The organism is Paenibacillus sp. FSL M8-0142, assembly GCF_038597315.1.
In the GTDB taxonomy this organism is placed as follows: Bacteria; Bacillota; Bacilli; order Paenibacillales; family Paenibacillaceae; genus Paenibacillus_AQ; species Paenibacillus_AQ lactis.
In genome coordinates this window covers 4248042-4272977 of the sequence record NZ_CP152008.1, presented here as the reverse complement: position 1 = coordinate 4272977, position 24936 = coordinate 4248042, and the positions used below count along the sequence as shown (strand labels likewise).

The following is a 24936-nucleotide window of genomic DNA, read 5'->3' as shown; positions in this document are numbered from 1 at the left end:
GATAGAATAATGTCGACCTATCGGAGAATGGAATCGCTTTCTATAATGAAGATGTAACAAAAACAAACAAACCTTTTGGAGGGTCAAAGACAATGAAGAAAAAGGGTCTGGCATTACTCATGTCGCTTCTATTCGTCTCGTCTGCGCTGTTGTCCGCTTGCGGAGGCAAGGGAGCCGAGAAGCCGTCAGGCGGTACGGGCGGTGCAGCGGGCAACGAACCGTTTGAGATTACGATCCGCCACACGCAAGTGGGCGAATCCAAGAAATTCCGTCTTGCGCTGCTGAACGACGTCGTCAGCAAAACCGAGGCGGCGGTGCCTGGCCTGAAGATCAAGCTGGATGCCGTCGATTCGGAGGTGAACCGCAAAGAGAAGCTTAGAGGCGAGATGGCCGCCGGCAAGCCGCCGGAAGTGTTCGATGTGTTCGGAAGCCCGGACGCAGGCGTATATGCAAAGGAAGGGCTGATGCTCGATCTGACGCCAATCCTTGACGAGCTTGGCATTAAAGACAAATTTACGACGCTGGATCCTTTCACCCACGATGGCAAAATCTACGGATTGCCGATCGGTGGCTCCATCGAAGGTATTTTCTATAACAAAGAATATTTCGAGCAGAAAGGCCTCTCCGTTCCGAAATCGCTGGCCGAGCTGGAGCAAATCGCGGAAGCGATCAAGGCGGACGGCAAAATTCCGTTTGCGCAATCCTCGAAGGACGCGTGGATTCCGCTGATGACTACCAACAACCTGTGGAGCTACTACGCAGGACCGGAAGTGACGTACGGCTTCAAGACCGGCGAAACGAAGTGGACCGATCCGAAAGTGGTCGAAGGCGTGAAGAAGCATCAGGAATGGGTGGAGAAAGGTTATTTCAAGAAGGGCGAGCTCGGATTCGAGTATGCGGACATGAGAAACCAGATTCTCTCCGGCGAAGCTATCATGATGATGGACGGCTCATGGGCCAACTCGGTATTCCGTGATCCGGAGCAGGCTGGCGATATGGTCGGCAAGATCGGTTATTTCAACCTGCCGCCTGTAAATGCGGGCGACCCTGTCGTCGTCATGCAGGATGCGAATAACGGTTACGGCTTCTCGGCCGAAGTGGCCAATGATCCGCGTAAGCTGCAGGCCGTCAAGGAATTTATCAAGAACATGTGGACCGATGAAATGCAGCTGCGCGGTCTGAAGGAAGACGGTGTGCTTCCGGCAATGAAAATGGATCTGGAAACGATGAACTCGACGTCCGACGATCCGCTTATGCAGGATATTTTCAAGGGGGTCAGCGAGATCGGCAAATCCTTCCCTGCCTTTGACGCGCTCGTGCAGGCTGACGTGAACACCGCGCTGAGCATGGGCATCCAGCAGGTAATCGGCGGCGAGCTTGACGCTCAGAAGATGCTGGAGAACGTTCAAGCGGCGCAAGAAGCAGCCAACGCTGCGGAGGAATAATCAAGTGCAGGCGAGTCAAGGCACTACCCGCTGTCATGGGGGTGCCTTTTCGCCTAAACGACAGACATCAATACGGAGGTTACTATGAATAAAGCGCTGAGAAATCCTCTGATCTACATCTTGTTCGTCCTGCCGGCATTCATCCTGTTCCTGGCTTTTTTCATTTACCCGATCTATACGGCGATTGACAACAGCTTTACGAGCTGGAACGGCATTTCCAAGGACGTGAAGTATATTGGATTCGATAACTATGCTACGGCCATGTCGGACGTCGCGTTCTGGAAATCGGTTAAGAACAATGTCTATTTCATTCTTTTCTCATGTTTGGTCCAGGTTCCGCTGATCGTCATCTTCTCGCTCCTTATCGCCAATGTGAAGCGGTTGAAAGGACTGTACAAAACCGCCGTATTCGCTCCGTCGATCATGTCGACGGCCGTCATCGGCATTCTGTGGGGCTTCATTTATAATCCGGACTTCGGCTTGATGAATCAACTCCTCGGGCTGTTTGGCGTGGAGCCGATCTACTGGCTGTCCGACAAAAACTGGGCGATGCTCTCGATCTTGATCACAAACGCTTGGCAATGGACCGGCTTCTACATTGTGATGGTGCTGGCCGCAATCATCTCCATTCCCAAGGAGCTGGATGAGGCGGCGGCAATCGACGGGGCCACCGGCTGGCAGCGAGCCATGAAAATTACGCTCCCTTTGGTTATGCCGATCATCTCCGTTGTCATCATGCTGTCGATCGCCGGGGCGATGAAAGCAGCCGATATTATCCTGGTAATGACCAAGGGCGGGCCGGCCGGCTCGACGGACGTCATGGCAACCTATATGATCCGTTATGCCATTACGAGCTTTAAGCACGGCTTCGGCAATTCGATTGCCGTTCTGATCTTCGTCTTTACGATGATCATTACCGCGCTCTATCAGGTACTGATCGCACGCCGCAACGAAAGGATTGAATACTAAATGAGAGCGATGAAGAAACTGATCCCGCATATTTTCCTGATGGCTTACCTGCTCGTCATTTTGTATCCGTTCCTGTTCGTTCTGTTCTCGTCGGTAAAGACGGATAACCAGTCGATCGCGGCCAATCCGTTCGGGCTGCCCGACACCTTCGTGCTCGACAATTATGTCAATGCTTGGGTGAACGCGAAGATCAGCACGTATTTCTGGAACAGCTTGTATATCGGCGTGCTGTCCGCATGCTTGTCGATCCTGTTCGCGGCGATGCTGGCCTTTGCCATTACGCGTATGCGTTACAACCGGATCAGCGCCATCCTCTTCCAGTGCATCCTGCTGGGCATGCTTATTCCGAACAACTCCTTGATGCTGCCGATCTATGGCATCATGCGTCAATTGGACATTCTTAATACGCATATGGCGCTCATTCTGCCTTACGTGGCTAATGCGATTCCCTTCTCCGTAATCATTCTTGCGGCCTTCATGCGCTCGCTGCCCGGAGAAATCGAGGAAGCCGCCGTCATCGATGGATTGAGGTCTGGGGGCTTGTTTGCTAGAATTATCTTGCCTCTGACCGTTCCGGCTATCGTAACCGTGTTTATCATTAATTTCTTGGGGAATTGGAACGAATTTTTGCTTGCTAACTATTTCTTGTCCAATGACGAGTTGCGAACACTTCCAGTCGGGATGGTCGGTTTCAGGGACGCTTACAATATGAACTACGCCCAAATGTCGGCGGGGATCGTGTTCAGTGTTCTGCCGGTTCTGATCATCTATGCGATTCTTCAAGAGAAGATCATTGAAGGGGTCACCGCGGGAAGCGTGAAGGGGTAATACGAAAGCGGGAGCATGCGTATGAATCTGCGGAACAAATTGTTTACGGCTTTTTTGGGACTCATTATCATTCCGTTGTTTTTGCTGGGCCTATTTACTTTTTTTATTACCTATAACTCGATTGAGGAAAAATACAGCCAGCAAGCCGAATATTCGCTTAAGGCGATCAGCTACAGCATTCTGAATGTATTCAAGGAGATGGAATACGTCACGGACAACGGGATTGCCACCTCCGTGTTCGCAATGGCGCTGAATGCGAAGGATCCGAACGATCAGAACCTGATTAAGGAGTCCAATGCGGAGCAGCTTAAATTGAACGACCGGCAGCGCAGCTTCCGAAATCTACTATATAACCACCCTGCAATCAGCTATGCCTTTTTGTATCATTTCAACCGGGAGTCGCCCCCGATTCCGATCTTCAGCAAAGAGAATTTCCGAACGCTTCCGTATGACCAGTTTAAGAGCAGCCCGTTATATGATGAAGTGGTGGCGCTGAACGGAAGACCCATGTGGCTAGCCCCGCATGAATTTCAGGAGCTGACAGGCGAAGAGCCGGTATTTACCCAGATTCGGCTGATCAAAGATGTGACGACGCTGCGCAAGCTCGGCATATTGGTCGTCCAGATCAAGAAGTGGGAGTTCGAGGAAATCTTTCGCAATTTAACGATACCTAACAATCTGCAAAACACCTCGTTCATGCTCGTGAATAATGAAGGACTGGTTCTGTTTGATCCGGAGAACAGCATGGACGGACAAAATATCAAGCAATACATGAAGCATAAGGTCGAGTTCAAGCAAGGCTACCAGAGCTTTAAGGCCAAGTTCAACGGGAAGGAGCACATCGTTTCCATTTACCACCTGAATGATTACGGCTGGAATCTGGTCTCCTTCACCGATTGGAACTCGTTGTCCCAGGAAGTAACGTCGTTTGCCAAGTGGTTCTTCGTGATTATGGGCGTCTGCCTTGTCACCGCAATCGTCTTTAACCGGCTGTTCATGAACCGGATTACCGGGACAATTGCCGTCATTGTCCGGTTTATGCGCCGGGTCGAGGACGGAGACCTGAATGCGAGAGTCGAGGAGAAGGGCGAGGATGAGCTTCTGCTGCTCTCCAAAGGCTTTAACAATCTGATGAACCGGATCAACGATCTGTTCGTGCAGGTGAAGAAGGAGCAGCGGCAGAAGACGGAAGCGGAGATGCGGGTGCTGCAGGCGCAGATCAAGCCGCATTTCCTGTTCAACACCCTGGAGTCCATCAATGTGCTTGCCATCCAAAACGAAGGCCGCAAAGTGAGCGAGATGGTATACCGGCTGGCGAGCATCCTGCGCATCAGCATACAAGGCAAGGAAGAAATTACTTTGGAGGAAGAGATCAAGCATCTGCAGAGCTATCTGGAGATCCAGAAGTTCAGGTTCGAGGATGTGTTCGACTATGAAATCGACATTCCGAAGGAGCTGATGCACAGCCGCATCCTCAAGCTGACGCTGCAGCCGCTGGTGGAGAACAGCATCCAGCACGGATTTGAAGGAATCTCGTACAAGGGACTCATCCGGATATCGGCATGGAAGGAACTCGGCAATGTTATCATCCGGGTGGAGGACAACGGGCTTGGAATGACCCCGGAGCAGCTGTCGATGTTTGAATATATGGTGCATGACGATTCGATGTCGCAGCAGGCGAAGCTGCAGAATTTGAAGGTGAATCAGGAACGCCGCGGGCTTGGACTGCGAAGCGTAGCAGACCGCATACGCATTCAGTACGGCGATTATTACGGTCTGTTTATCTGCTCGAGCCGTCCCGGCGGCACCGTTATACAATGTGTCATACCCAATTATGATAGGGGGGACGGGCAGCGTGTTGAAGGTATTATTGGTCGATGACGAGGCTCCGATCTTGAACAATCTGAACAGGGTGCTCCCGTGGGAGGAGATGGGCATGAAGGTGATCGGTTTGGCCCGCAGCGGGACGGAAGCATTGGAAATCGCCGAACAGTATACGCCGGATCTGATTTTGTCGGACATTCGGATGCCCGTGATGGACGGCCTGACATTCATTTCGAAAATTCGGGAAGAGGGGAGCCGCGCGGAAATCATACTGCTTACCGGCTATCAGGAATTCGAGTATGCCAGGGAAGCGATTAAGCTCGGCGTCAAGGATTATATCAGCAAACCGATCCATTATGGCGAGCTGGAAAATAAGGTGCGCGAGATCGGGGAGGAAATCCGTAAGAAGAGGGCGAAAGAGAAGTATTACAGCACCGTTTCGCTGATCGACGATGTTCCGGGGCCGGAGACCGCCAAGAAGACGCCCGAGCAGCTGGTCGCTTCCGCCCTGGAATATATCAATACCAATATGGGGCAGGACCTGGGCATTGAAGAGCTCTCGGAGCATTTGGGCATCAGCTCGAGTTACTTTTGCCTGCTGTTCAAGAATCACGTGGGGCTGACCTTTGTCGAATATTTGACGAAGCAGCGGATGGAGGCGGCCAAGTTCCTCCTCGTGAACAGTGATAAGAACATTGCCCAGATCGGCTCCTTTGTCGGTTATCATGAGCGGCGCTATTTCACGAAGGTGTTTCAGAAAGCGACCGGCATGACCCCGTCCGAATTCCGGGAAATGTCCGGCAAAGCAACGGTATGAACTTATTCTGGACGCTGCAGGCAGCTCATGCATCATGCGCTCGATTTCATCTTAGCCTGCGAAGTCCCTAATATGAGAGAAAGTAGGTACGTAATCGATGAAGTGGACTGCAGCAGATTTAACCTTGGAGCAAAAAGTTGGACAAATGTTCATTTGCGGATTCAATGCGCTGACACCGAATGAGCATGCCAGAGTATTGATCGAACAGCATCAGATCGGCGGCATCTGTTATTTCCGCCGCAATGTGGAGACCCTGCCGCAGCTTGCGGAGCTGTCGGAAGCCCTCCAGCGCATGGCCGCGGAGAAGCAGAGCATCCCGCTGTTGATTTCAATCGACCAGGAGGGCGGCATGGTTGCCCGCATTGACCATGACGGGATCAGCCGCATTCCTGGAAATATGGCGCTCGGCGCTTCAGGCAGCGTGGAGGATTGCTATGAGGTGGCAAGGATCGGAGCCCGCGAGCTGCGCTCCCTCGGCGTAAACATGAACTTCGCCCCTTGCCTTGATGTTAACAATAATCCGCGCAATCCGGTCATCGGGGTGCGTTCCTTCGGCGAGGATCCTGAAGCGGTGGCAGCCCTTGGCGCGGCAAGTATCAGAGGATATCAGGAAGAAGGCGTATCCGCTACGGCCAAGCATTTTCCCGGGCACGGCGATACGAGCGTCGATTCCCATCTGGGCAGAGCGTCGGTTCCGCATGACAGAGAGCGCTTGAACCGGGTGGAGCTGTATCCGTTCATCCAAGCGATCAAGCATGGGGTAGACGCGATTATGACGGCCCATGTCAGCTTTCCGGCGATTGAGCCGAGCGATCTGCCAGCCACCTTGTCCCGCGCGGTGTTGACCGGACTGCTCCGGGAGGAGCTGGGCTTCGAAGGACTGATCGTAACCGATTGCCTGGAAATGCACGCCATTTCCAAAGAATACGGCATACCAGAAGGCGCCATCCGCGCGATCCAGGCCGGGGCGGACTGTGTGCTCGTCAGCCATACGCTCTCGGAGCAGACCGCGGCGATTACAGCTGTCATCGAGGCTGTCCGGAGCGGAAGAATTCCGATGGCGCAAATCGATGCTGCCGTGGGCCGGATCCTGGCTTTGAAGGAGCGTAATGCCAAGCTGGCAGCCGAGCTGCCGGTTCAGCCCGTAGCCCGGGTGAGCGAGGAGACGAAGCAGCTGCTGTTCGATATTGCAGGTAGAGGCATTACGCTTGTCAAGGACGAGGGACAGCTGCCGCTGCAGGCGGAGGAGCCAGTAGCGGTGATCTGGCCGGAGCTGCTTAAGGCAACCCAGGTTGATGAGGCATGGAGCAAGAGCTATACGCTGGGCAACGCGCTTAGAAGCAGAGGGGTCCAGGCGGATGATGTGTGCGTCGGCACCAATATGACCGATGAAGAGGTAGAGCAGGCGCTTCAAGCGGTGAGCGGTTATACGCAGATCGTAGTCGCTACGTATACCTCCGAGAGTCGTCTTCCGGAGGGGCAGAAGAAGCTGGTGGAGCGGCTGTCCGCGCTCGAAGGCGTAACGTTGATCGTCGTTGCGACCCGCAACCCGTACGATCTTATCGATCTCCCGCCGGTTCCTGCGTATTTGTGCACGTATGAAAATACACCGTACTACATGCAAGCCGCTGCGGATGTGCTTCTCGGTAAGCTAAAGCCGGGCGGCAGGCTCCCGGTCGGAATCAGCGAGACTTATCCGCTGGGCTGGAGCTATAACCAGAACGTTGCAAACCGTTAAATCACGATAATTAACGTTAAATCACGTGAAAAACCGGAGCTATCCTCCTGGAGGGGGCTCCGGTTTTACTATTATCCTGACCATTTATAGCAACTTTTCGGGATTTATGGCGTCTAATAGTATGTCTGATAGAGACAGTAGAGACTATAAAGCAGTTTTAAAGGAGTAGAGGATGAACTTCAGAAGAATCTCATTGATCACCGTCCTTGCTGCGGCACAGGTATTTGCAGCCGTTCCGGCAGCGGCAGCATCACCGGATTTGACGGCTCCGGCCCAATCCGCCGGTTCGACGCTGCAGTCCACTGCGGTGGAACAAGGTGAGCAAAGCCTGCAGCAGCAGACGGATCAGCAAGACGTACAGCCAGAACAGCAGTCAGTAGAAGAACAGTCGGTCGAAACGGATTCAATAGAAACGGATTCAGCACAGCAAGAAAGTGCGGATTCGATTCCGGATGAAGCCGAGGGAGTTTCATCATCCGTTGATACGGAGCAAGACAGCAAACAGTCAGCGAATCAGCAGCAAGCGGAGGAAGAGGGGAACGGTTCGGGAGAGACCGGGAATAGCTCCGGTAACACCGGGAACGATACGAACATATCGAGCACCTCCGAAACATCGCCGGCTTCCAAGAATGAGCTTGTGCTTTTGATGAACAGTGACGTGATGTACCATAACGGACAGCGCTATAAGGCCGGGGAGCCGATGGCCGTCAAGAAAGGCGTATCTTATATAGCGGTACGGGCAATGGTCGAGCGTGCAGGTCTTAAGCTCTCTTTTGACAATAAGACAAAGGAAACCATTATCATCAAGGATGGCAATGAGCTCCGCTTTAAGACAGGGAGCAGCAATTATAAAGTAAACGGACAGGTCCGCCCAATGAAGGGGCCGGCCTATATTTCCAACAATGTGTTTATGGTTCCATTAACTTCGATTACGCAAGCGCTTGATATTCCATATACGGTTAATCAATCCGAGAAAAAAGTGATTCTTGACCTGTCCCGTAGCGGCAGCGGAGACGGAGGCAGCAGCGACGGCGGAAGCACGCAGCCTGAGCCGGGAGACGGCAGCGGGGGCAGCCAGGTGCCTAACCTTCCGAATCTTGGTCCTAACGATCTGATCCTGATGATGAACAGCGACGTTATGTATCAAGGCGGCAAGATGTATAAGGCCGGACAGCCGATGGCCGTAAAGCAGGGGGTATCCTACGTCGCGATCCGATCGCTGGTCAATCGGGTAGGGCTTAAGCTTACCTATGACGCGAAGACGAAGGAAACGATTATTATCCGCGGCGGCGACGAGCTTCGGTTCAAAACGAACAGCAGCGTGTACACCGTCAACGGAGAACGCAGAACGATGAAGGGACCTGCGTATCAGAGCAACAATACGTTCATGGTACCGCTGACAAGCATTACGCAGGCACTGGATATTTCCTATAAGGTGGACCAGCCGAACAAACGCGTTATACTCAGCCTGAGCACGAAGCCGATCGCGTCCTTCACCGTGTCGCCGGCCGAAATTTATGCCGGAGAGACCTATGTTACGTATCGGACGAATGCCTATTCCCCGACAGGACTTCCCATTGTGGATGAGCGCTGGGAGGGACGGGAGGAGATGTTTAGCCAGCCGGGCACCTACCCTGTCACCTACTCGGTTCAGGATTCAAGCGGCGAGTGGAGCGATCCATACACGCTGAATATTCAGGTCCTCGCACCGAATACGCCGCCGGTCGCCATGTTCACGACAGACAAAGAACAATACAAGATGGGTGAGAAAATCACCTATATCGACCAGAGCTACGACCAGGACCCGGGCGATGAGCTGACTTACAAATGGGAAAATAACGAAAAGGCGTTCTTTACCGCGGGTTCGCACAAAGTCCGGTTAATCGTAACGGATAAAAAAGGCGCGACCAGCACGTACGAGAAGGTCATTACCGTGACGAACGAGGTATTGTATACCCAAGACCAGTTCAACCAATTGTTTACGGATATCGGCGATAGCTATTCATTCAACGGCTCCGTGGTACCGACTTGGGACTTGCTGCCAATTACCCGAAGCTCCGAGCCGACGATGCTGATCCGCAGCAACTCGCCGGAGACGGTGTACCAGGAAGGGATCGTTTATCGGGAGACCGGCAACGGCAGCACCCGGTTCATGATCCATCATATGAACGCTACCGGGAAAAATATGAAGATGTACGTCGTGGCCACCAATATCAACAGCTTACCGACAAGGCTGACAACCGAATATTCCGGCATGGGCGGACCGATCAATATTCCGACCGCAACAGGCAAGGCGGCTGTGCTTCGTTACCTGGAATCCATGCAGTCATCGGCCGATTATCAGTCCATCACGATGGCTCCGGGGGAGAGCAGAGTAATTCTGAAGGATCTAAGCGCCCAATCGCTGAAAAACGGGCAGGTTGTTTCCATGCTCGCTGACCTGTATTCGGATGCGCCGATCCGTTATGATGTCATCATGATCGATGAAACGAAAGACCCGATCCAGAAGCTGCCTCACCTGATTTTGCAGTCGCCGGACGGTGTGCATAATCGGGGATCCTATGCGGATTCGACGAGAATCATCGAATCCTACGAGCTTGTAGGCAACAAGCCGGGGCGTCTTGCGATCGGGGACAATACGAATGACCCGAACCTGGAAGGATACGACGGGATTAACGGCTCCTATACAACCAATGCCGGCAATTTCGGCGTCCTGTACAAAATCAAGCTGCACCGCGTAGCGCCGAATACGCTGATCACGCTGAATCCGCGCGGCGGCAAATACATGGGTGCCATGATGGTCAACGGCAAGATTATTCAAACGCCGAATACGAGCAATGGAGCGGTATCCGCTCCGAACGATGCAGCCGTGCTGTATCGAACAGGCAGCTACGAGGAAACGGTGGAATTTCTCTTCACGGCAGCGCCGGGAAGCAGCCTTCCGATCAATCTCCTTGTGCAGCCGCTGCCCGAGTTAAAGAACGAATCCTGATAAGATGATGAAATTGTAACGATGAATGTTGTTAGCACCGGGCACAGCGATCCTAACATGACCGCTCTTTGGTGCAGGGGAGGCTGTTTTCGAACCGTAAATAACGGTTTCGAAGACGGCCTCTTTCCGGCTTCATGGCGGATACAGCTGCGGGCTCAAGCGTAGTGCCATAAACCGACGTTCGGGCAGGAGGGATAACCGCTTTCATTGACGATGGCTGTTTTTTCAGGCATTATTAAGGGAGTTGACACGAACAGGAGGTCACTTGCGTATGCTTACGACGGAACAGATTATTGACGCCATGTCGGAACATGGGCTGCGCATTACCGATCAGCGAAAGACGCTTGCCAAATTGTTTGGAGAGCATGAGGGCTATCTGACAGCCAAGGACGTTTATGAATATATGGGCCGGAAGTACAGCGGGCTAAGCTTTGATACGGTATATCGTAATTTGCGGGTCCTGTATGAGCTCGGCTTGCTGGAGCAGGTTGTGTTTGAGGAAGGCATCAAATTCAGAGGGCGCTGCAGCGAGGATCATCACCATCATCACATGATCTGTCTGCAATGCCAGAAAACGTACCCGATTACGTTCTGTCCGATGCAGCTGACCGACACGCCGGACGATTTTCAAGTCGTCCAGCACAAATTCGAGGTGTTCGGCTACTGCCGCGATTGCTGCAAGGCGGATGCCGGCGGACAGGCGGCCAAGGGCAAAGGAAAGCAGGAGCAACAGGTATGAGCACCGCACGCCGGGTGGTGAAGGTTCCGATCCACTTCTATCGGAAATTCATCTCTCCATTAAAGCCGGCGACCTGCCGTTTCTATCCGACTTGCTCAGCCTATGCCCTTGAAGCGATCGAAGTTCACGGTGCTCTGAAGGGCTCCTGGCTGGCTGCTAAACGGATTGCCAGATGCCACCCGTTTCATCCCGGGGGGATCGATCTTGTCCCGCCCCGGAAGGGCGAGGAGCCGGCACCGATGGAATAGGCGGTTGCAAGCTGCCAGATGATGAGCGAATAAATTCTATGAAATTGCCCATGCTGTGTTCATAAGAGCAAGATACACCTTGACACTCGTTGTTATGGTTGATTAAAATGGATACAACTTATTGATCGAGATCAAAAAGTGGGATTTTCAGCACCAAGAAGGCTGGATGAAGCTAGGGACTGAGGAGCGGAGCGTACGTTTTGGGTACGTGAGCACCGGAAGGCCCGGCTGAATTCAAGATTCGATGCCGAGTTACTTCTTGTCTCACTTCGTGATCAAAAGACGACTTTTTGATCAACCCTTTTATAATGATTTCCAATGAAGAGATAAGTACGAGAGCTGTCGCCATGTCCAGAGAGCCGGGGAAGCTGCAAACCGGTCTTGGCGCATTTCGGAAAATGGTCTTGGAGGAACCGCTTTTGAGCGTGCAGCTGAACAAGGATGGCTGCCGTAAAGGAGCGGCGTGAGCCAGCGTTAATGGCGGTCCGCGAATGAAGCGGCAGATGAGCCTGTAACCTGTAAGGGTTGCGGGGAAATTGGGTGGTAACACGTGAGATCAGCTCTCGTCCCATTGGGACGGGAGCTTTTTATGTTGTTTCGAGCATCTCCATTTCATGGCAAAGGAAGGATTACAATGACAGACAAGAAGACATTTTACATTACAACCCCGATCTACTATCCGAGCGACAAGCTGCACATCGGACATGCGTACACGACGGTGGCCGGCGACGCGATGGCGCGCTACAAGCAGCTGCGCGGATATGATGTCCGTTATTTGACGGGCACGGATGAGCATGGTCAGAAGATCGAGCGGAAAGCGGCCGAAGCCGGCAAAACGCCGCAGCAATTCGTTGATGACATCGTGGCAGGCATTAAGGATCTCTGGAAGAAGCTTGACATTTCGAATGAGGATTTCATCCGGACAACCGAGAAACGCCATACGTCGGTTGTACAAGAGGTATTCGAGCGGCTGCTGAAGCAGGATGACATTTACAAAGGCGAGTACGAGGGCTGGTATTGTACTCCTTGCGAATCGTTCTTCCTGGAGCGTCAGCTGGTTAACGGCAACTGCCCGGATTGCGGCCGGCCGGTTGAGCTCGTGAAGGAGGAAAGCTACTTCTTCCGGATGGGCAAATACGTGGACCGTCTCCTGCAGTATTATGAGGAGCACCCGGATTTCATTCAGCCGGTATCCCGGAAGAACGAAATGATCAACAACTTCATCAAGCCGGGTCTTGAGGACCTCGCCGTCTCCCGTACAACCTATGAATGGGGCGTCAAGGTCAAGAGCGATCCGAAGCATGTGATCTACGTATGGATCGATGCGCTGCTGAATTATATCACGGCGCTTGGCTACGGCTCGGAGGACAGCTCGCTGTTTGACCGGTATTGGCCGGCGGATGTACATCTGATGAGCAAAGAGATCGTCCGGTTCCATACGATCTACTGGCCGATCATTCTCATGGCGCTGGATCTGCCGCTTCCGAAAAAAGTGTTCGCACACGGATGGCTGCTGATGAAGGATGGCAAAATGTCCAAATCCAAAGGCAATGTGGTCGACCCGGTTACGATGATCGACCGCTACGGTCTGGATTCGCTCCGTTATTATTTGCTGCGGGAGGTTCCTTTCGGAGCGGACGGCACATTCACACCGGAAAGCTTCGTCGAGCGGGTGAACTCGGATCTGGCCAATGACCTCGGCAATCTGCTGAATCGGACCGTGGCGATGGTATATAAATATTTCGACGGTGAGGTTCCCGCCTTCAAGGCAGGCGTGACCCCTTACGATTCATCCATCGAGGAAGCTGCTAAGGCGGTCTATGATAAGGTCGAGACCGCGATGGAGAATATGGAGTTCTCCGTAGCTCTGACGGCAATTAGCCAGTTCGTCAGCCGCAGCAATAAATATATCGATGAGACCCAGCCGTGGGCACTGGCCAAGGATGAGAGCAAACGCGAAGAGCTTGCATCCGTCATGAGCCATTTGGTGGAGACGCTGCGTGTTGCCTCGATCCTGCTGCAGCCGTTCCTGACCCGGACGCCGAAGAAAATCTGGGAGCAGCTCGGTCTCACGGAAGGAGATCTGACAACGTGGGATAGCGGCCGCGACTTCGGTGCGATACCGGCGGGAACGAAGCTTCAGAAGGGCGACCCGATCTTCCCTCGCCTCGATCCGGAGCAGGAGGTCGCTTATATCGCCGAAGCGATGACGGGCGGTGCAAAGGCTGCTGAGGAAGCCAAGAACGATCCGCAGCCGGCGGCTTCGGCTGCGGATGCCGAGGAAGCACCGGAGCTGAAGGAGGAAATCGGCATTGAGGATTTCGCCAAAGTCGAGCTTCGTGTTGCCCAGGTTACAGCAGCCGAGCCGGTGAAGAAGGCCGACAAGCTGCTAAAGCTGCAGCTCGATCTGGGCTTTGAACAGCGTCAAGTCGTGTCCGGAATCGCGAAGTTTTACAAGCCGGAGGAGCTGGTGGGGCAGAAGGTCATCTGTGTGACGAATTTGAAGCCGGTGAAGCTCAGAGGCGAGCTGTCCCAGGGCATGATCCTGGCTGCCTCGAAAGGCGATCAGCTCACGCTCGCAACGGTGCCGGAGAGTATGCCGAATGGCGCAATCGTCAAATAATCAGCGCTTGAAATTGAATGAAGAAGGTTAGAAGGGCGTACCCTGTTAACGGGTACGCCTTTTTTCTATGGAAGGAACGATATGAGCAAAAAATTAATAGTAACGGTTACGATGTAGTTGACAATCTCGTTTTTCTTCTCTTATAATCTTGTTAGTAATGTTTACGATTAGATAGAACGGAGCGGGTGAGGGAATCATGAGCAGGAACAAGAAAGCGAAGTGGACATGGGGAATGGCAGCATTGCTGTCGGCACTGCTAATCGTGTCAGGCTGCGGCAGCAAATCCGGCGGCAGCATTGTGGAAGGGAAAATCAATGTCATAACGACCTTCTATCCCATATATGAATTTACGAAGGAAATTGGCGGTGAAGAGGTTAATGTCGTTAATCTGCTGCCGACCGGAGTCGAGCCGCATGATTGGACGCCGAAAAGCCAGGACATGGTCAATGCCTCCAAGGCCCAGTTGTTTCTATATAACGGTGCCGGATTTGAAGGCTGGGTTCCTTCATTTCTCAAGGGACTGAATAAGGATTCCGAGGTGAAGGCCGTCGAGGTAAGCCAAGGCATTCAACTGATTGATGCCGAGGGAGATGACGGCCATAATCATGGAGCCAGTGACGAGGCTGGACATGAACACAGCCATGAAGCGGCCGGAGAGGCCGCAGAAGAAGAGCTTGATCACAGTCACGATGAGGCCGCAGCGGAAGAGCATGCCGCAGGGTCGGGCACAGCCGAAGGAACCAGCCATCATACCGATCCTCATACATGGGTGAGTCCGAAGTCAGCCTTGATCATGGCCGAGAATATCAAGAACAGCCTGGTCGATACAGATCCGGAACATAAAGCGCAGTACGAACAGCGTTATGAAGTGCTGAAGGATAAGCTTGCTAAGCTCGATCAGGATTTTACCGAACAATTGTCCGGCCTTCCGAAGAAAGACATCGTCGTCTCCCATCAAGCATTCGGATATTTATGCCGGGACTACGGGCTTACGCAGCACGCGATCATGGGATTGTCCCCTGATGCCGAGCCGCGCGCGCAGGATATCGTGAATTTGACGAAAACGGTAAATGAAAAGGGACTCCGTTACGTATTCTTCGAGGAGCTTGTGTCGGATAAGCTGGCCAAGACCCTTGCAAATGAGGCCGGTGTAGAGACGCTTGTCCTAAACCCGGTAGAGGGATTGACGAAGGAGCAGGCGGAGAACGGAGAGAACTACTTCACGATTATGGAGAAAAATTTGCAAAATCTAAAGAAGGCCTTACAATAATAGAGAAGGGGGGAGCTAAGTCCCCTCTTCTTCCTGTCATTACAGGGTATAAAAGCTGCATAAATTTTGATAGCAAAATTTAAAGATAGAAAGGCGGCCAGGTTATGGAACCGGCAGCACAGGATTGCCACCAAACGATTATACAAATCGATAATGTATCCTTTAATTACCGGGATCAGAAGGTGATTAAGGACTTGAATTTCTCAATTAAAGAGCGGGACTTTGTAGGCATTGTCGGCTCGAACGGAGCGGGCAAGACCACCTTGCTGCGGATGATCGTCGGGCTTCTGCCGGCTGCGGAGGGCTCGATCGAGCTGTTCGGCCAGCCGATCCGCAAATTCCGGGATTGGGAGCGCATCGGCTATGTGCCGCAGAAAAATGCGTTCAATCCGCTCTTTCCCGCTACCGTCCGGGAAGTCGTTCTTTCGGGATTATATAACCGTAAGAAGATGTTCCGCCGCATCAGCCGCGAGGATCACCGCAAATGCGAGGATGCCCTGGAGGTTATGCGGATTCAGGATATTGCGGATAAGCGGATCGGCGCATTGTCCGGCGGCCAGCAGCAGCGCGTGTTTCTCGCGCGCGCGCTGATCAACCGTCCGGATCTCCTCATATTGGACGAGCCGACAATCGGAATCGACGCCGAGACGCAGGCCGGTTTTTTCGACTTGATCACCCATATGCATGCGCATCATCACATGACCTTTCTGATGGTCACGCATGATCTCGATATGGTGAAGGATTATTTGGGAGAATCGCCGGTATCGCATAACGGAAAAATCCAGTTTTTCGTTCGGCATTCCCATGAGATCGAAAACTGCGAGATCGAGGATCTTCAGCATTCTCTCGTTTAAATTAGGTATTAATTCATTGGATGCAAGAGAAGGAGACGTTGTCATTGCTTGATATATTGCAAAGCGATTTTTTTCAGCGGGCGCTTGTCGGGGGAATATTGATCGGCATCACCGCACCGCTCATCGGAATATTTCTTGTGCTGCGCCGGCTGTCCATGATCGGGGATACGCTGTCCCATGTGACGATTGCCGGCGTTGCGCTCGGATTTCTGATTGAAGTATACCCGCTGGCTGCCGGGCTTGTGTTCGCGGTTGCGGCATCCTTCGCGATTGAGAAGCTGCGAAAGGCGTACAAGAGCTATGCCGAGCTGTCCATTGCGATCATCATGTCAGGCGGCGTAGCGCTCGCGTCGCTGTTCTTCACGCTGGGAATGGGCTATAATACGGATGTCATGAGCTATCTGTTCGGCAGTATCTACACTTTGGATACGACGGATATATATATGGTTGGCGGCGTTACCGTTATCGTCATTGCCGTGGTCTTCCTGCTGCTTAAGGAATTTTTCCTGTTAAGCTTCGAGGAGGACGCTGCCAGCGTCAGCGGACTGCCGGTCAAAGTGATGAACATGGTGATCACGGTATTGACCGCGCTCGTCGTCAGCACGGCGATCAAAATCGTCGGCGCACTGCTCGTGTCCGCGCTTCTGACGATACCGGTTGCCATCAGCCTGCTGCTGGCACGGAGCTTCCGGAGCTCGATCATTCTGTCCGTGGTCATCTCGGAGATCGCCGTCATCGGAGGTTTGATGCTGGCCGGCGTATTTAACCTGGCGCCTGGAGCAACGATTGTACTGCTGCTGATCGGCCTGCTCATCGTCGCATTGGTCGGCAAAAAGGGTTTTACGACGTAAGGAGGTCTAACATTCAATGGCTGATATTAACGTCGGCATCGCATTTGCAGCCGGATTCGCATCCTTTATATCTCCATGCTGCTTGCCGTTATATCCGTCTTATTTATCCATCATCACCGGCATGTCGGTCAATGATTTGAAGAATGAGCAGAACCGCAAGGAGGTCCGCTTCCGGACGATGACGCATACCCTTGCGTTCATTCTTGGTTTTTCGGCGGTTTATTACACCCTTGGATGGGGAGCGGGGCTGTTCGGGGAGTTCTTCATGGAGTACCAGGACCTGATCCGCCAGCTGTCCGCGCTGTTAATCATTGTTATGGGGCTTATGCTGGTCGGCATTTTCCAGCCCCGATTTTTGATGAAAGACCGGAAATTCAACTTTAAATCCAAGCCGACCGGATACATAGGAACCTTTCTGTTCGGAATCGGATTTGCCGCAGGCTGGTCGCCTTGCGTCGGACCGATTCTGACCGCGATTATCGCGCTTGCCGCTTCGGATCCCGGCACATGGTTTCCGCTGATCACATCTTACTCGCTGGGCTTTGCCGTACCGTTTTTTATTCTGGCCTTTTTCATCGGATCGACGCGGTGGATTTTGAAGTATTCCAGCATCTTGATGAAGGTGGGCGGCATATTGATGATCCTGATGGGGATCCTGCTGTTTACGGACCAAATGTACAAAATCACAATTTGGCTGCAGGGCATTACGCCTGAATGGCTGAAATTTTGATGCTGCTTGGCTCCTTTTGGCTCCAGGCTCTTGGATATTGGTAAATGATGGGATATTCAGGGGGCCAGGACTTGCCAACAGGTCTAAAAAACATGTATCATTACAAGAGCAGGTAAATTGAGGTTTTGGTACAGGTTATGTAATTATAGAAGAGAGAGGGAAGAAGATGCCGACACCTAGCATGGAGGATTATTTGGAGCGCATCTACAAACTGATTGACGAGAAGGGATATGCGCGCGTTTCGGATATTGCCGAAGGCTTGGAGGTTCACCCCTCATCCGTCACGAAAATGATTCAGAAGCTGGACAAAGACGAATATTTGATATATGAAAAATATCGCGGCTTGGTACTGACCAGCAAAGGGAAGAAGATGGGCAAGCGGCTCATGGAGCGCCACCATCTGCTCGAGGAATTCCTCGAAATGATCGGTGTTCAGGATGAAAATATCTATAGGGATGTTGAAGGAATCGAGCATCATTTAAGCTGGGATTCCATTACGCGTATCGAAACGCTGGTTGAGTATTTCAAGCGGGACGAGAACCGGCTGCAGGAGCTGCGGGACATTCATAACGAACTGGTTAGCGAATCGTAATGGGGCATCTGTCCGCTTGTGACAGATGTCTTTTTAAACGGGTAGGCATATTGAAGATGTTGGGTTCATAGGTTAGCATTACCTGCAAATTTCATATTTTCGGAGGATTAATAGAAATGAAGCTTCGGCGATGGTTACTTGTATTGATCATGCTGCTATTATGTCTCCCGTCGGTAGTCTCCACAGCACAGGCGAAGTCGGCTGGTATCAGCATACAGCTGGACGGCGTGAAGCTGGAAAGTGACGTATCCCCATACATACTGCCAAAAGTGAACGTGACAATGGTTCCGACCCGGGTCATCAGCGAAGGACTTGGCGCTTCGGTCGTCTGGGAACAGTCCAAACGGACGGTAACGATCCGTAAAGACGGCAACACCCTGCAGTTGACCTCGGGCAAAACCTCCGCATTGGTGAACGGATCAGCGGTTGCGCTGGACGCTTCGGTTCAGATCAAGCAGAGCCGTGTTATGGTACCCCTCCGATTCATCAGCGAAAATCTTGGCTTGAAGGTAGAGTGGAACCAATCGGCGCAGCGGATTTCGCTCTTCTCGGGCTCCGAGGTTACCCCCCCGCCCGTCTCTACGGTCGAAGAGGTAAGAGGAGCTTGGATTTCGACGGTATTTAATCTCGACTGGCCGTCGCCTAAGAGCACGAGCGAACAGCAGAAAGCAGAATACATCGCGCTCCTGGATTCTCTCCAGGAAGTCGGCATCAACACCGTATACGTTCAGGTTCGTCCGGCCGGGGATGCCCTGTATCCATCGGAGCTCGTTCCTTGGTCAAAGGTGCTGACGGGGATACAAGGGGCGGACCCGGGCTATGATCCGGTTGCTTTCATGGTCGAAGAGACGCACAAACGGAATATGGACTTCCACGCGTGGTTTAACCCGTTCCGGGCCAACACCGACGTGCTGACCGCGTCGCTGGATCCGTCCCATGTCGCCCTTGCGCATCCGGACTGGATCGTAAACACCGGCAAGCAGCTGTACATCAATCCGGGAATTCCGGATGCGCGCCAACATATTATCGACACGATCATGGAGGTTGTAGATCAATATGATATCGATGGGGTGCATCTGGACGATTACTTCTATCCGTCCAATACGACCTTTAAAGACGACGCAGCTTACCGCTTGTATAATGATGGTTCGTATACGAACATCGGCGATTGGCGGCGGGCGAACATCAATGATTTTGTAGCTTCTTTAGGCCAATCGATACACGAGTCCAAGCCGGGCGTCGAGTTCGGCATCAGCCCGTTCGGTGTGTGGAGGAACGCCTCCGTGGACAAGACAGGGTCCGATACGAAAGCGGGCGTAACCGCCTACGACAGCATGTATGCCGATGTTAGAGCCTGGATCCAGAATGGCTGGATCGATTACGTTGCCCCGCAGATCTATTGGAGCATGAGCAATTCAACGGTTGATTACGATAAGCTGGTGGACTGGTGGGTGAACGAGGTAAAAGGCACGGGCGTCGATCTGTTGATCGGCCATGCCCCATACAAGCTCGGGACGTCCGAGGTCGGATGGCAGAGCGCATCGGAAATTATCAATCAGCTGAAGTACAATCGAGGATTTTCTGAGATCAAAGGCAGCATCTTCTTCCGTGCGGAGAACATTTTGAGCAATCCGTTAGGTCTTAAAGAGCAATTGCAATCATATTATAAATAAGATTTGGCGCACGTCCTACAGGTATGAATCATCCCCCGCCCTCATACATAGTCATTAGACCATGTGAGGCGGGGGATTTTCTGTATGCAGATCAATGCGGTTTTTGAAGGCGGCGGGGTCAAGGGCATCTCTCTCGCCGGCGCTGTTAAAGCAGCCGAATTGGCGGGGATCGAATTTAGCCGCGTTGCCGGAACGTCCTCCGGATCGATCGTCGCGTCCGTGCTTGCAGCAGGGTACCGAGCGGATGAAATCCGGAAGATCATTGAGGAGACTCCATTTCATACCTTCCTCCAGCGCGCACCGGTGTTCAATGCAAAGATCATCGGACCGGCTTTGAGGGTGTTGATCAAGAAGGGGCTATATTCTGGGGAAGCGCTGGAGAACTGGATCCGAAAAATTTTGCTGGACAAAGGCATATTCACCTTCTCCGATATTCCGGCCGGTAAGCTCTACATCGTTGCTTCGGATATTACGAACGGCAGACTGCTGGTGCTGCCGGACGATTTGCGCCAATACGGCATTAATCCGGCAACGTTTCCCGTCGCCAAAGCGGTGCGGATGAGCTGCAGCATTCCCTATTTTTTCGACCCGGTCATTCTTCGGCTCATAGGCAGAGCAGCTAAAGGGAAATCGTTCGCCGAACAATTTGTATATATCGTGGACGGGGGGCTGCTTAGCAATTTTCCGCTGTGGCTGTTTGACCGTGAATCGAAAGGAGGCCCGAAGCCTCTGCCGGTGCTCGGCTTTCAAATGGTGGGGAAGAACAGCAATTCACCGCATGAAATTGACGGTCCCTTCAGCATGCTGACGGCGATGTTCGAGACGATGCTGTCGGCGCATGATGAGCGGTATATCGAGCAGCAAAACCGCAGCCGCACCATCAAAATCCCGACCCTTGGCATCGGCACGACCCATTTTCACCTGACCAAGGAGGAGAGCATGAACCTGTACAATTCGGGCTTGACGGCAGGCACGCAGTTCTTCTCAAGATGGAAACCCGAACAGATGTGAATAAGTAAACAATAAAGCGCAGATTCCGAGGCTGCTGAAGCCTTGAAATCTGCGCTTTTGCTTCTAGTGATATTTCGGTAGATCATCGGAAGGGTCAGACTTGCCCTTCTGACCGTCGATGACCTGGAACGGATACTGTTTGCGTGTTGCGGATGGGCTTGTTTTTCTCGTCGGTTGGCTCTTGCGCGCCAGCTTGGCCGCGGTTCGCTTGGACGGCTTCACCTTCGGACGCTTGTTAAAGCGGCGGGGCGGAAACTTGTACAGCACATAGACGATTGCGACGATGATGGCCGGAATCAGCACCATCATCCTTGTGCTCGGGCTAATCAGCAGGCCCAAAACGCCTACTGCGGCTAACCCGATAGCCGTCCAAAAAATGATCGCATGCCTTCTCATGGATTCATCACCCTTTCGCGGGATCCAGCACACTTCCTGTCACAGTTTGCGACACGGGAACATTCTCGTATTGGGCATCTAATTCACGCATTCTGTTAAAGGATGCGATGGATACTTCGACTTGGTCATCCGTCGGCTCCTTCGTTGTGAGCAGCTGCAGCCACAACCCCGGGTAACCGAGGAAACGGAGAACGGGAATATCTCGCATGGCATTGGTAAGCTTCAGGAACTCAAAGGAAATGCCGAGCACGACCGGAAGAAGAGCGATTCGCTGGATGATCCGTTCTGTCATCGTATCCCATGGGACAACTGAATATACAACGACACCGAGCACGATGGTCAGCATCATGAAGCTGCTGCCGCAACGGTAATGCAGCCTTGTATACTTCTGCACGTTCTTGACGGTCAGCTCTTCACCGGCCTCATATGCGCTGATCACCTTATGCTCGGCGCCGTGATACTGGAACAGCCGCTTGATGACCGGCGTTTGGGAGATCGCCCATAGATAGACAAGAAGCAGGATCAATTTAATGATACCTTCAATCAGGTTATGCACGATATAGTTATCAAATGTATTCCCGAATAAGAAATCCTCAACAAAAACCGGCACGAGGGTAAAGAGCAGCTTGCCGACGATAAAGGACAGCACGCTGACCGCGGCAACGCCGATGATCATGCTTAGGCTCCAGCCGGATTCTTCCTTCTCCTTCTGCTTCTCACGCTCCTCCGGATCCAGGCTGTCGTCAGCGAATGCATCTGCGGAGTAGTTCAGATGCTTCGAGCCCTTGATGGTTGAATCTATCAGACTGACGATGCCGCGAAGAAGCGGAACCTTCCGCAGCTTCCGTACCCATTCCTTATCCTCGCGAGGCACCTCTAGAAACTTGATCTCATTATTCTTGCGACGAACGGCCGTTACGTTGACATGCTTGCCGCCGAACATAACGCCTTCGATTACAGCTTGGCCTCCATAGCTGATCGGGGTTGACTTTTGGGACAACCAGTTCACCCTCCCTGACATGTTTTTCGTTCTATTAACTATTGTATCGAATTTTGAAAGTAATTTCTAGTTGGATTGACCCGTGGGAAGCGGAGCATACTATCTGCTAAAGAAGGGAAGATGAGCATCGACTACCAAGCGAAGGAGGATTCAACATGACCGAAGGTCAATTTCGACAGGAGAACAAGGTGACGAATCCGTTTTTGTACGCCCTGGAGCTGGGGTATTACGCTGGGCTGATTTGGGGAGCAGTAAGATGGATTTTTTATACGCTGAAATTCACGAGGGTGGTGCCCGGCTTCTTGATGGAGCCCTTCTTCAAGCATGAGTTTCTCGTCACCGCGGCGGGGCAGATTGCGGGCTGGCTGTCGTTTATCGCGTTCTCCGTTATCGCTTCGCTGATTTACGTGTTTCTTTTCCGCAAGCTCAAAGGTCCCTGGCCCGGCATCATTTACGGCGTCATTTGGTGGATCGTGCTTTATATCGCCCTCAACCCTTGGCTCCGGTTTACGGCTCCGGTTAAAAAGCTGACGTGGGATACGAACATATCCGAGTTTTGCATTTTTATATTATGGGGACTCTTTATCGGTTACACGGCTGCCCAGGAATTTACCGACGAACGGATGCGCGAGCCGAAGCAGGTTACGGGTTAAAAACAATAAACTTCTCAATCCGATACCGCCTATGGTAAAATAGCACTTGGTTATTTGACGAAAAGGTGGGAAACCCTATGAAAACCATATGGGTGATAAACGGACCGAATTTAAACCTGCTCGGCTTCCGGGAACCGGGGATATACGGTTCGCTCAGCCTGCAGGCGATCGAGGATAATTTGCGCAAGCAAGCGGATGCTGCGGGGATCGGGATTACCTTCTTTCAGTCTAACCACGAGGGTGCGATCATTGACCGGATCCATGAAGCGATCGGGCAGGCGGATGGAATACTGCTGAATCCGGGCGCGCTGACGCATTACAGCTATGCTGTGCGCGATGCGGTCAGCTCGGCGCGGATTCCCACCGTGGAGGTTCATCTTTCGAACATTCATGCTAGGGAAGAATTCCGTCATACTTCCGTCATTGCGCCTGTTGCTGCCGGTCAAATCGCGGGCTTCGGCGCGGCCAGCTACACGCTGGGCTTGTCAGCCCTTTTACAAATTCTGGAGACCAGGGAGGCATAGCGGCGTTTGGATACCCGCTTTGATCCCGGCATGGGTGAGAGGAGATGGAACAATGAGCAGCAAACGAGTAGCAGGACTGCGCGAGAAGCTCGAGGCCAAAGGCTTGTCGGCCATGCTGATCGGTAGCCCGATCAACCGCAGATATTTGACAGGGTTTACGGGATCCGCAGGATATGTGCTGATCACGAAGGAACAGTCGTATCTGCTGACGGATTTCCGTTACATGACACAGGCTCCGCAGCAAGCGACCGGCTTTAAGGTCATTGAGCACGGAGCGAAGGTTATGGATACCGTAAAAGAACTGCTTCAATCCGAAGGCATTGCCTCGCTCGGTTTCGAGCAGGACCATGTTACATACGGGGTTTATTCCGGTTATACGGAGCAGCTTGCACCGATCAGCCTCGTTCCGGTATCGGGTCTGGTCGAGGAGCTCCGTATCATCAAGGATGCCGAGGAATTGAAGATCATGCAGCGCGCTGCCGATTTGGCCGATGAAACGTTCAGCCATGTGCTCACATTGCTTCAAGCGGGCAAAACCGAGCGCGAAATCGATCTGGAGATGGAAATGTTCATGCGCAGCCGCGGCGCGACTTCCTCCTCCTTCGACACCATCGTCGCTTCCGGAGAACGTTCTGCGCTACCGCACGGCGTTGCCAGCGACCGGGTGATTCAAGGCAATGAGTTCGTCACCTTTGATTTCGGCGCACTCCTGGATGGATACTGCTCGGATCTGACCCGGACGGTAGCCCTCGGCAGCCCGGATCCGAAGCTGAAGGAGATCTATGACATCGTGCTCGAAGCACAGCTGCATGCGCTTGCGCATATCAAGCCAGGCATGACTGGACGCGAGGCCGATGCGCTGGCACGCGACATCATCACCCGGTACGGATATGGCGAGTATTTCGGGCATAGCACGGGACATGGACTGGGCATGGAGGTTCATGAATCGCCGCGACTGTCCAAGGCGAGCGACGATATCCTGAAGCCGGGCATGGTCGTAACCGTGGAGCCGGGCATTTACTTGCCGGGTCTTGGCGGTGTCCGTATTGAAGATGATATTGTGATCACGGAAACGGGTATTCAAATATTGACAAGCTCGTCCAAAGATTACACCGTGCTCTAATGAAAGGCCGCAACAACGAACAAGAATTATTCAAAC

22 protein-coding genes are annotated in these 24936 nt (G+C 52.6%); 20 read left to right on the top strand and 2 right to left on the bottom strand.

The annotated features are described in order from the left end of the window. Positions 1 to 92 precede the first annotated feature (92 nt). The 17 genes from NSQ46_RS19790 (at position 93) to NSQ46_RS19710 (ending at position 21204) form a co-directional block, all read left to right on the top strand. Complete coding sequence (locus NSQ46_RS19790; RefSeq protein WP_007129688.1) at positions 93 to 1445, top strand: extracellular solute-binding protein; 1353 nt, start codon at positions 93 to 95, stop codon at positions 1443 to 1445. 84 nt (positions 1446 to 1529) lie between these two features. Then, positions 1530 to 2414 carry a sugar ABC transporter permease gene (locus NSQ46_RS19785; protein WP_007129689.1) on the top strand — a complete coding sequence of 295 codons (885 nt, stop codon included), beginning with the start codon at positions 1530 to 1532 and terminating at the stop codon, positions 2412 to 2414. Next, positions 2415 to 3242 (top strand): carbohydrate ABC transporter permease, encoded by an 828-nt coding sequence (locus tag NSQ46_RS19780; RefSeq protein WP_007129690.1) that lies wholly within the window; start codon positions 2415 to 2417, stop codon positions 3240 to 3242. 21 nt (positions 3243 to 3263) lie between these two features. Next, entirely contained in the window at positions 3264 to 5123 is a 1860-nt protein-coding gene (locus NSQ46_RS19775) for a sensor histidine kinase (RefSeq protein WP_028403701.1), read from the top strand. Next, complete coding sequence (locus NSQ46_RS19770) at positions 5098 to 5883, top strand: response regulator (protein WP_007129692.1); 786 nt, start codon at positions 5098 to 5100, stop codon at positions 5881 to 5883. Before NSQ46_RS19775 ends, NSQ46_RS19770 begins: the two co-directional genes overlap by 26 nt. A 97-nt stretch (positions 5884 to 5980) precedes the next feature. After that, positions 5981 to 7621 carry a glycoside hydrolase family 3 protein gene (locus tag NSQ46_RS19765; protein ID WP_007129693.1) on the top strand — a complete coding sequence of 547 codons (1641 nt, stop codon included), beginning with the start codon at positions 5981 to 5983 and terminating at the stop codon, positions 7619 to 7621. A 172-nt stretch (positions 7622 to 7793) separates the two neighbouring features. Beyond that, positions 7794 to 10613, top strand: a complete 2820-nt coding sequence (locus NSQ46_RS19760) for a stalk domain-containing protein (protein ID WP_342574449.1) — start codon at positions 7794 to 7796, stop codon at positions 10611 to 10613. 271 nt (positions 10614 to 10884) lie between these two features. Then, positions 10885 to 11352: a transcriptional repressor gene (locus NSQ46_RS19755; protein ID WP_028403698.1), complete on the top strand. Its 468-nt coding sequence runs from the start codon at positions 10885 to 10887 to the stop codon at positions 11350 to 11352. Then, on the top strand, positions 11349 to 11600 hold the full coding sequence (yidD, locus tag NSQ46_RS19750; RefSeq protein WP_007129696.1) for a membrane protein insertion efficiency factor YidD: 252 nt from the start codon (positions 11349 to 11351) through the stop codon (positions 11598 to 11600). The genes NSQ46_RS19755 and yidD overlap by 4 nt, the downstream gene beginning before the upstream one ends. Positions 11601 to 12234: 634 nt before the next feature. After that, positions 12235 to 14223, top strand: coding sequence for a methionine--tRNA ligase (gene metG, locus NSQ46_RS19745; protein WP_341033876.1), 1989 nt, complete (start codon positions 12235 to 12237; stop codon positions 14221 to 14223). Positions 14224 to 14419: 196 nt separating this feature from the next. Continuing rightward, on the top strand, positions 14420 to 15493 hold the full coding sequence (locus tag NSQ46_RS19740) for a zinc ABC transporter substrate-binding protein (protein ID WP_251536900.1): 1074 nt from the start codon (positions 14420 to 14422) through the stop codon (positions 15491 to 15493). A gap of 104 nt (positions 15494 to 15597) precedes the next feature. Then, the gene (locus tag NSQ46_RS19735) at positions 15598 to 16347 is read left to right on the top strand and encodes a metal ABC transporter ATP-binding protein (protein ID WP_007129699.1); all 750 of its coding nucleotides are present in this window, start codon (positions 15598 to 15600) and stop codon (positions 16345 to 16347) included. Positions 16348 to 16367: 20 nt separating this feature from the next. After that, positions 16368 to 17198 carry a metal ABC transporter permease gene (locus NSQ46_RS19730; RefSeq protein ID WP_186311071.1) on the top strand — a complete coding sequence of 277 codons (831 nt, stop codon included), beginning with the start codon at positions 16368 to 16370 and terminating at the stop codon, positions 17196 to 17198. Positions 17199 to 17214: 16 nt separating this feature from the next. Then, positions 17215 to 17928: a cytochrome c biogenesis protein CcdA gene (locus NSQ46_RS19725; RefSeq protein WP_007129701.1), complete on the top strand. Its 714-nt coding sequence runs from the start codon at positions 17215 to 17217 to the stop codon at positions 17926 to 17928. A 166-nt stretch (positions 17929 to 18094) separates the two neighbouring features. Beyond that, the gene (gene mntR, locus NSQ46_RS19720; protein ID WP_007129702.1) at positions 18095 to 18520 is read left to right on the top strand and encodes a transcriptional regulator MntR; all 426 of its coding nucleotides are present in this window, start codon (positions 18095 to 18097) and stop codon (positions 18518 to 18520) included. Positions 18521 to 18636: 116 nt separating this feature from the next. After that, positions 18637 to 20193, top strand: coding sequence for a family 10 glycosylhydrolase (locus NSQ46_RS19715; RefSeq protein WP_007129703.1), 1557 nt, complete (start codon positions 18637 to 18639; stop codon positions 20191 to 20193). 84 nt (positions 20194 to 20277) lie between these two features. Next, positions 20278 to 21204 carry a patatin-like phospholipase family protein gene (locus NSQ46_RS19710; protein ID WP_007129704.1) on the top strand — a complete coding sequence of 309 codons (927 nt, stop codon included), beginning with the start codon at positions 20278 to 20280 and terminating at the stop codon, positions 21202 to 21204. 63 nt (positions 21205 to 21267) lie between these two features. Here the strand turns inward: NSQ46_RS19710 and NSQ46_RS19705 are convergent, their stop codons facing one another. Together NSQ46_RS19705 and NSQ46_RS19700 are read right to left on the bottom strand one after the other, a co-directional pair. Beyond that, on the bottom strand, positions 21268 to 21600 hold the full coding sequence (locus NSQ46_RS19705) for a hypothetical protein (RefSeq protein WP_007129705.1): 333 nt from the start codon (positions 21598 to 21600) through the stop codon (positions 21268 to 21270). 7 nt (positions 21601 to 21607) lie between these two features. Further along, on the bottom strand, positions 21608 to 22600 hold the full coding sequence (locus NSQ46_RS19700; RefSeq protein WP_007129706.1) for a DUF1385 domain-containing protein: 993 nt from the start codon (positions 22598 to 22600) through the stop codon (positions 21608 to 21610). A 155-nt stretch (positions 22601 to 22755) separates the two neighbouring features. On the opposite strand from NSQ46_RS19700, the gene NSQ46_RS19695 reads away from it, so the two are divergent. From NSQ46_RS19695 to NSQ46_RS19685, 3 genes are all read left to right on the top strand, one after another. Then, a complete protein-coding gene (locus tag NSQ46_RS19695) occupies positions 22756 to 23253 on the top strand; it encodes a YqhR family membrane protein (protein ID WP_007129707.1) in 498 nt (165 codons plus the stop codon). Positions 23254 to 23330: 77 nt separating this feature from the next. Next, a complete protein-coding gene (aroQ, locus tag NSQ46_RS19690) occupies positions 23331 to 23777 on the top strand; it encodes a type II 3-dehydroquinate dehydratase (protein ID WP_007129708.1) in 447 nt (148 codons plus the stop codon). A 52-nt stretch (positions 23778 to 23829) separates the two neighbouring features. After that, on the top strand, positions 23830 to 24900 hold the full coding sequence (locus NSQ46_RS19685) for a Xaa-Pro peptidase family protein (RefSeq protein ID WP_007129709.1): 1071 nt from the start codon (positions 23830 to 23832) through the stop codon (positions 24898 to 24900). Positions 24901 to 24936: the final 36 nt, after the last annotated feature.

What these genes read in the sequence shown, in the direction of transcription:
- yidD (WP_007129696.1), top strand. Translation starts at nt 11,349, where the DNA reads ATGAGCACCGCACGCCGGGTGGTGAAGGTTCCGATCCACTTCTATCGG.
- NSQ46_RS19790 (WP_007129688.1), top strand. Translation starts at nt 93, where the DNA reads ATGAAGAAAAAGGGTCTGGCATTACTCATGTCGCTTCTATTCGTCTCG.
- NSQ46_RS19735 (WP_007129699.1), top strand. Translation starts at nt 15,598, where the DNA reads ATGGAACCGGCAGCACAGGATTGCCACCAAACGATTATACAAATCGAT.
- NSQ46_RS19775 (WP_028403701.1), top strand. Translation starts at nt 3,264, where the DNA reads ATGAATCTGCGGAACAAATTGTTTACGGCTTTTTTGGGACTCATTATC.
- NSQ46_RS19710 (WP_007129704.1), top strand. Translation starts at nt 20,278, where the DNA reads ATGCAGATCAATGCGGTTTTTGAAGGCGGCGGGGTCAAGGGCATCTCT.
- NSQ46_RS19765 (WP_007129693.1), top strand. Translation starts at nt 5,981, where the DNA reads ATGAAGTGGACTGCAGCAGATTTAACCTTGGAGCAAAAAGTTGGACAA.
- NSQ46_RS19760 (WP_342574449.1), top strand. Translation starts at nt 7,794, where the DNA reads ATGAACTTCAGAAGAATCTCATTGATCACCGTCCTTGCTGCGGCACAG.
- NSQ46_RS19785 (WP_007129689.1), top strand. Translation starts at nt 1,530, where the DNA reads ATGAATAAAGCGCTGAGAAATCCTCTGATCTACATCTTGTTCGTCCTG.
- aroQ (WP_007129708.1), top strand. Translation starts at nt 23,331, where the DNA reads ATGAAAACCATATGGGTGATAAACGGACCGAATTTAAACCTGCTCGGC.
- NSQ46_RS19725 (WP_007129701.1), top strand. Translation starts at nt 17,215, where the DNA reads ATGGCTGATATTAACGTCGGCATCGCATTTGCAGCCGGATTCGCATCC.
- NSQ46_RS19740 (WP_251536900.1), top strand. Translation starts at nt 14,420, where the DNA reads ATGAGCAGGAACAAGAAAGCGAAGTGGACATGGGGAATGGCAGCATTG.
- NSQ46_RS19780 (WP_007129690.1), top strand. Translation starts at nt 2,415, where the DNA reads ATGAGAGCGATGAAGAAACTGATCCCGCATATTTTCCTGATGGCTTAC.
- NSQ46_RS19755 (WP_028403698.1), top strand. Translation starts at nt 10,885, where the DNA reads ATGCTTACGACGGAACAGATTATTGACGCCATGTCGGAACATGGGCTG.
- mntR (WP_007129702.1), top strand. Translation starts at nt 18,095, where the DNA reads ATGCCGACACCTAGCATGGAGGATTATTTGGAGCGCATCTACAAACTG.
- NSQ46_RS19705 (WP_007129705.1), bottom strand. Translation starts at nt 21,600, where the DNA reads ATGAGAAGGCATGCGATCATTTTTTGGACGGCTATCGGGTTAGCCGCA.
- NSQ46_RS19730 (WP_186311071.1), top strand. Translation starts at nt 16,368, where the DNA reads ATGCAAGAGAAGGAGACGTTGTCATTGCTTGATATATTGCAAAGCGAT.
- NSQ46_RS19715 (WP_007129703.1), top strand. Translation starts at nt 18,637, where the DNA reads ATGAAGCTTCGGCGATGGTTACTTGTATTGATCATGCTGCTATTATGT.
- metG (WP_341033876.1), top strand. Translation starts at nt 12,235, where the DNA reads ATGACAGACAAGAAGACATTTTACATTACAACCCCGATCTACTATCCG.
- NSQ46_RS19695 (WP_007129707.1), top strand. Translation starts at nt 22,756, where the DNA reads ATGACCGAAGGTCAATTTCGACAGGAGAACAAGGTGACGAATCCGTTT.
- NSQ46_RS19685 (WP_007129709.1), top strand. Translation starts at nt 23,830, where the DNA reads ATGAGCAGCAAACGAGTAGCAGGACTGCGCGAGAAGCTCGAGGCCAAA.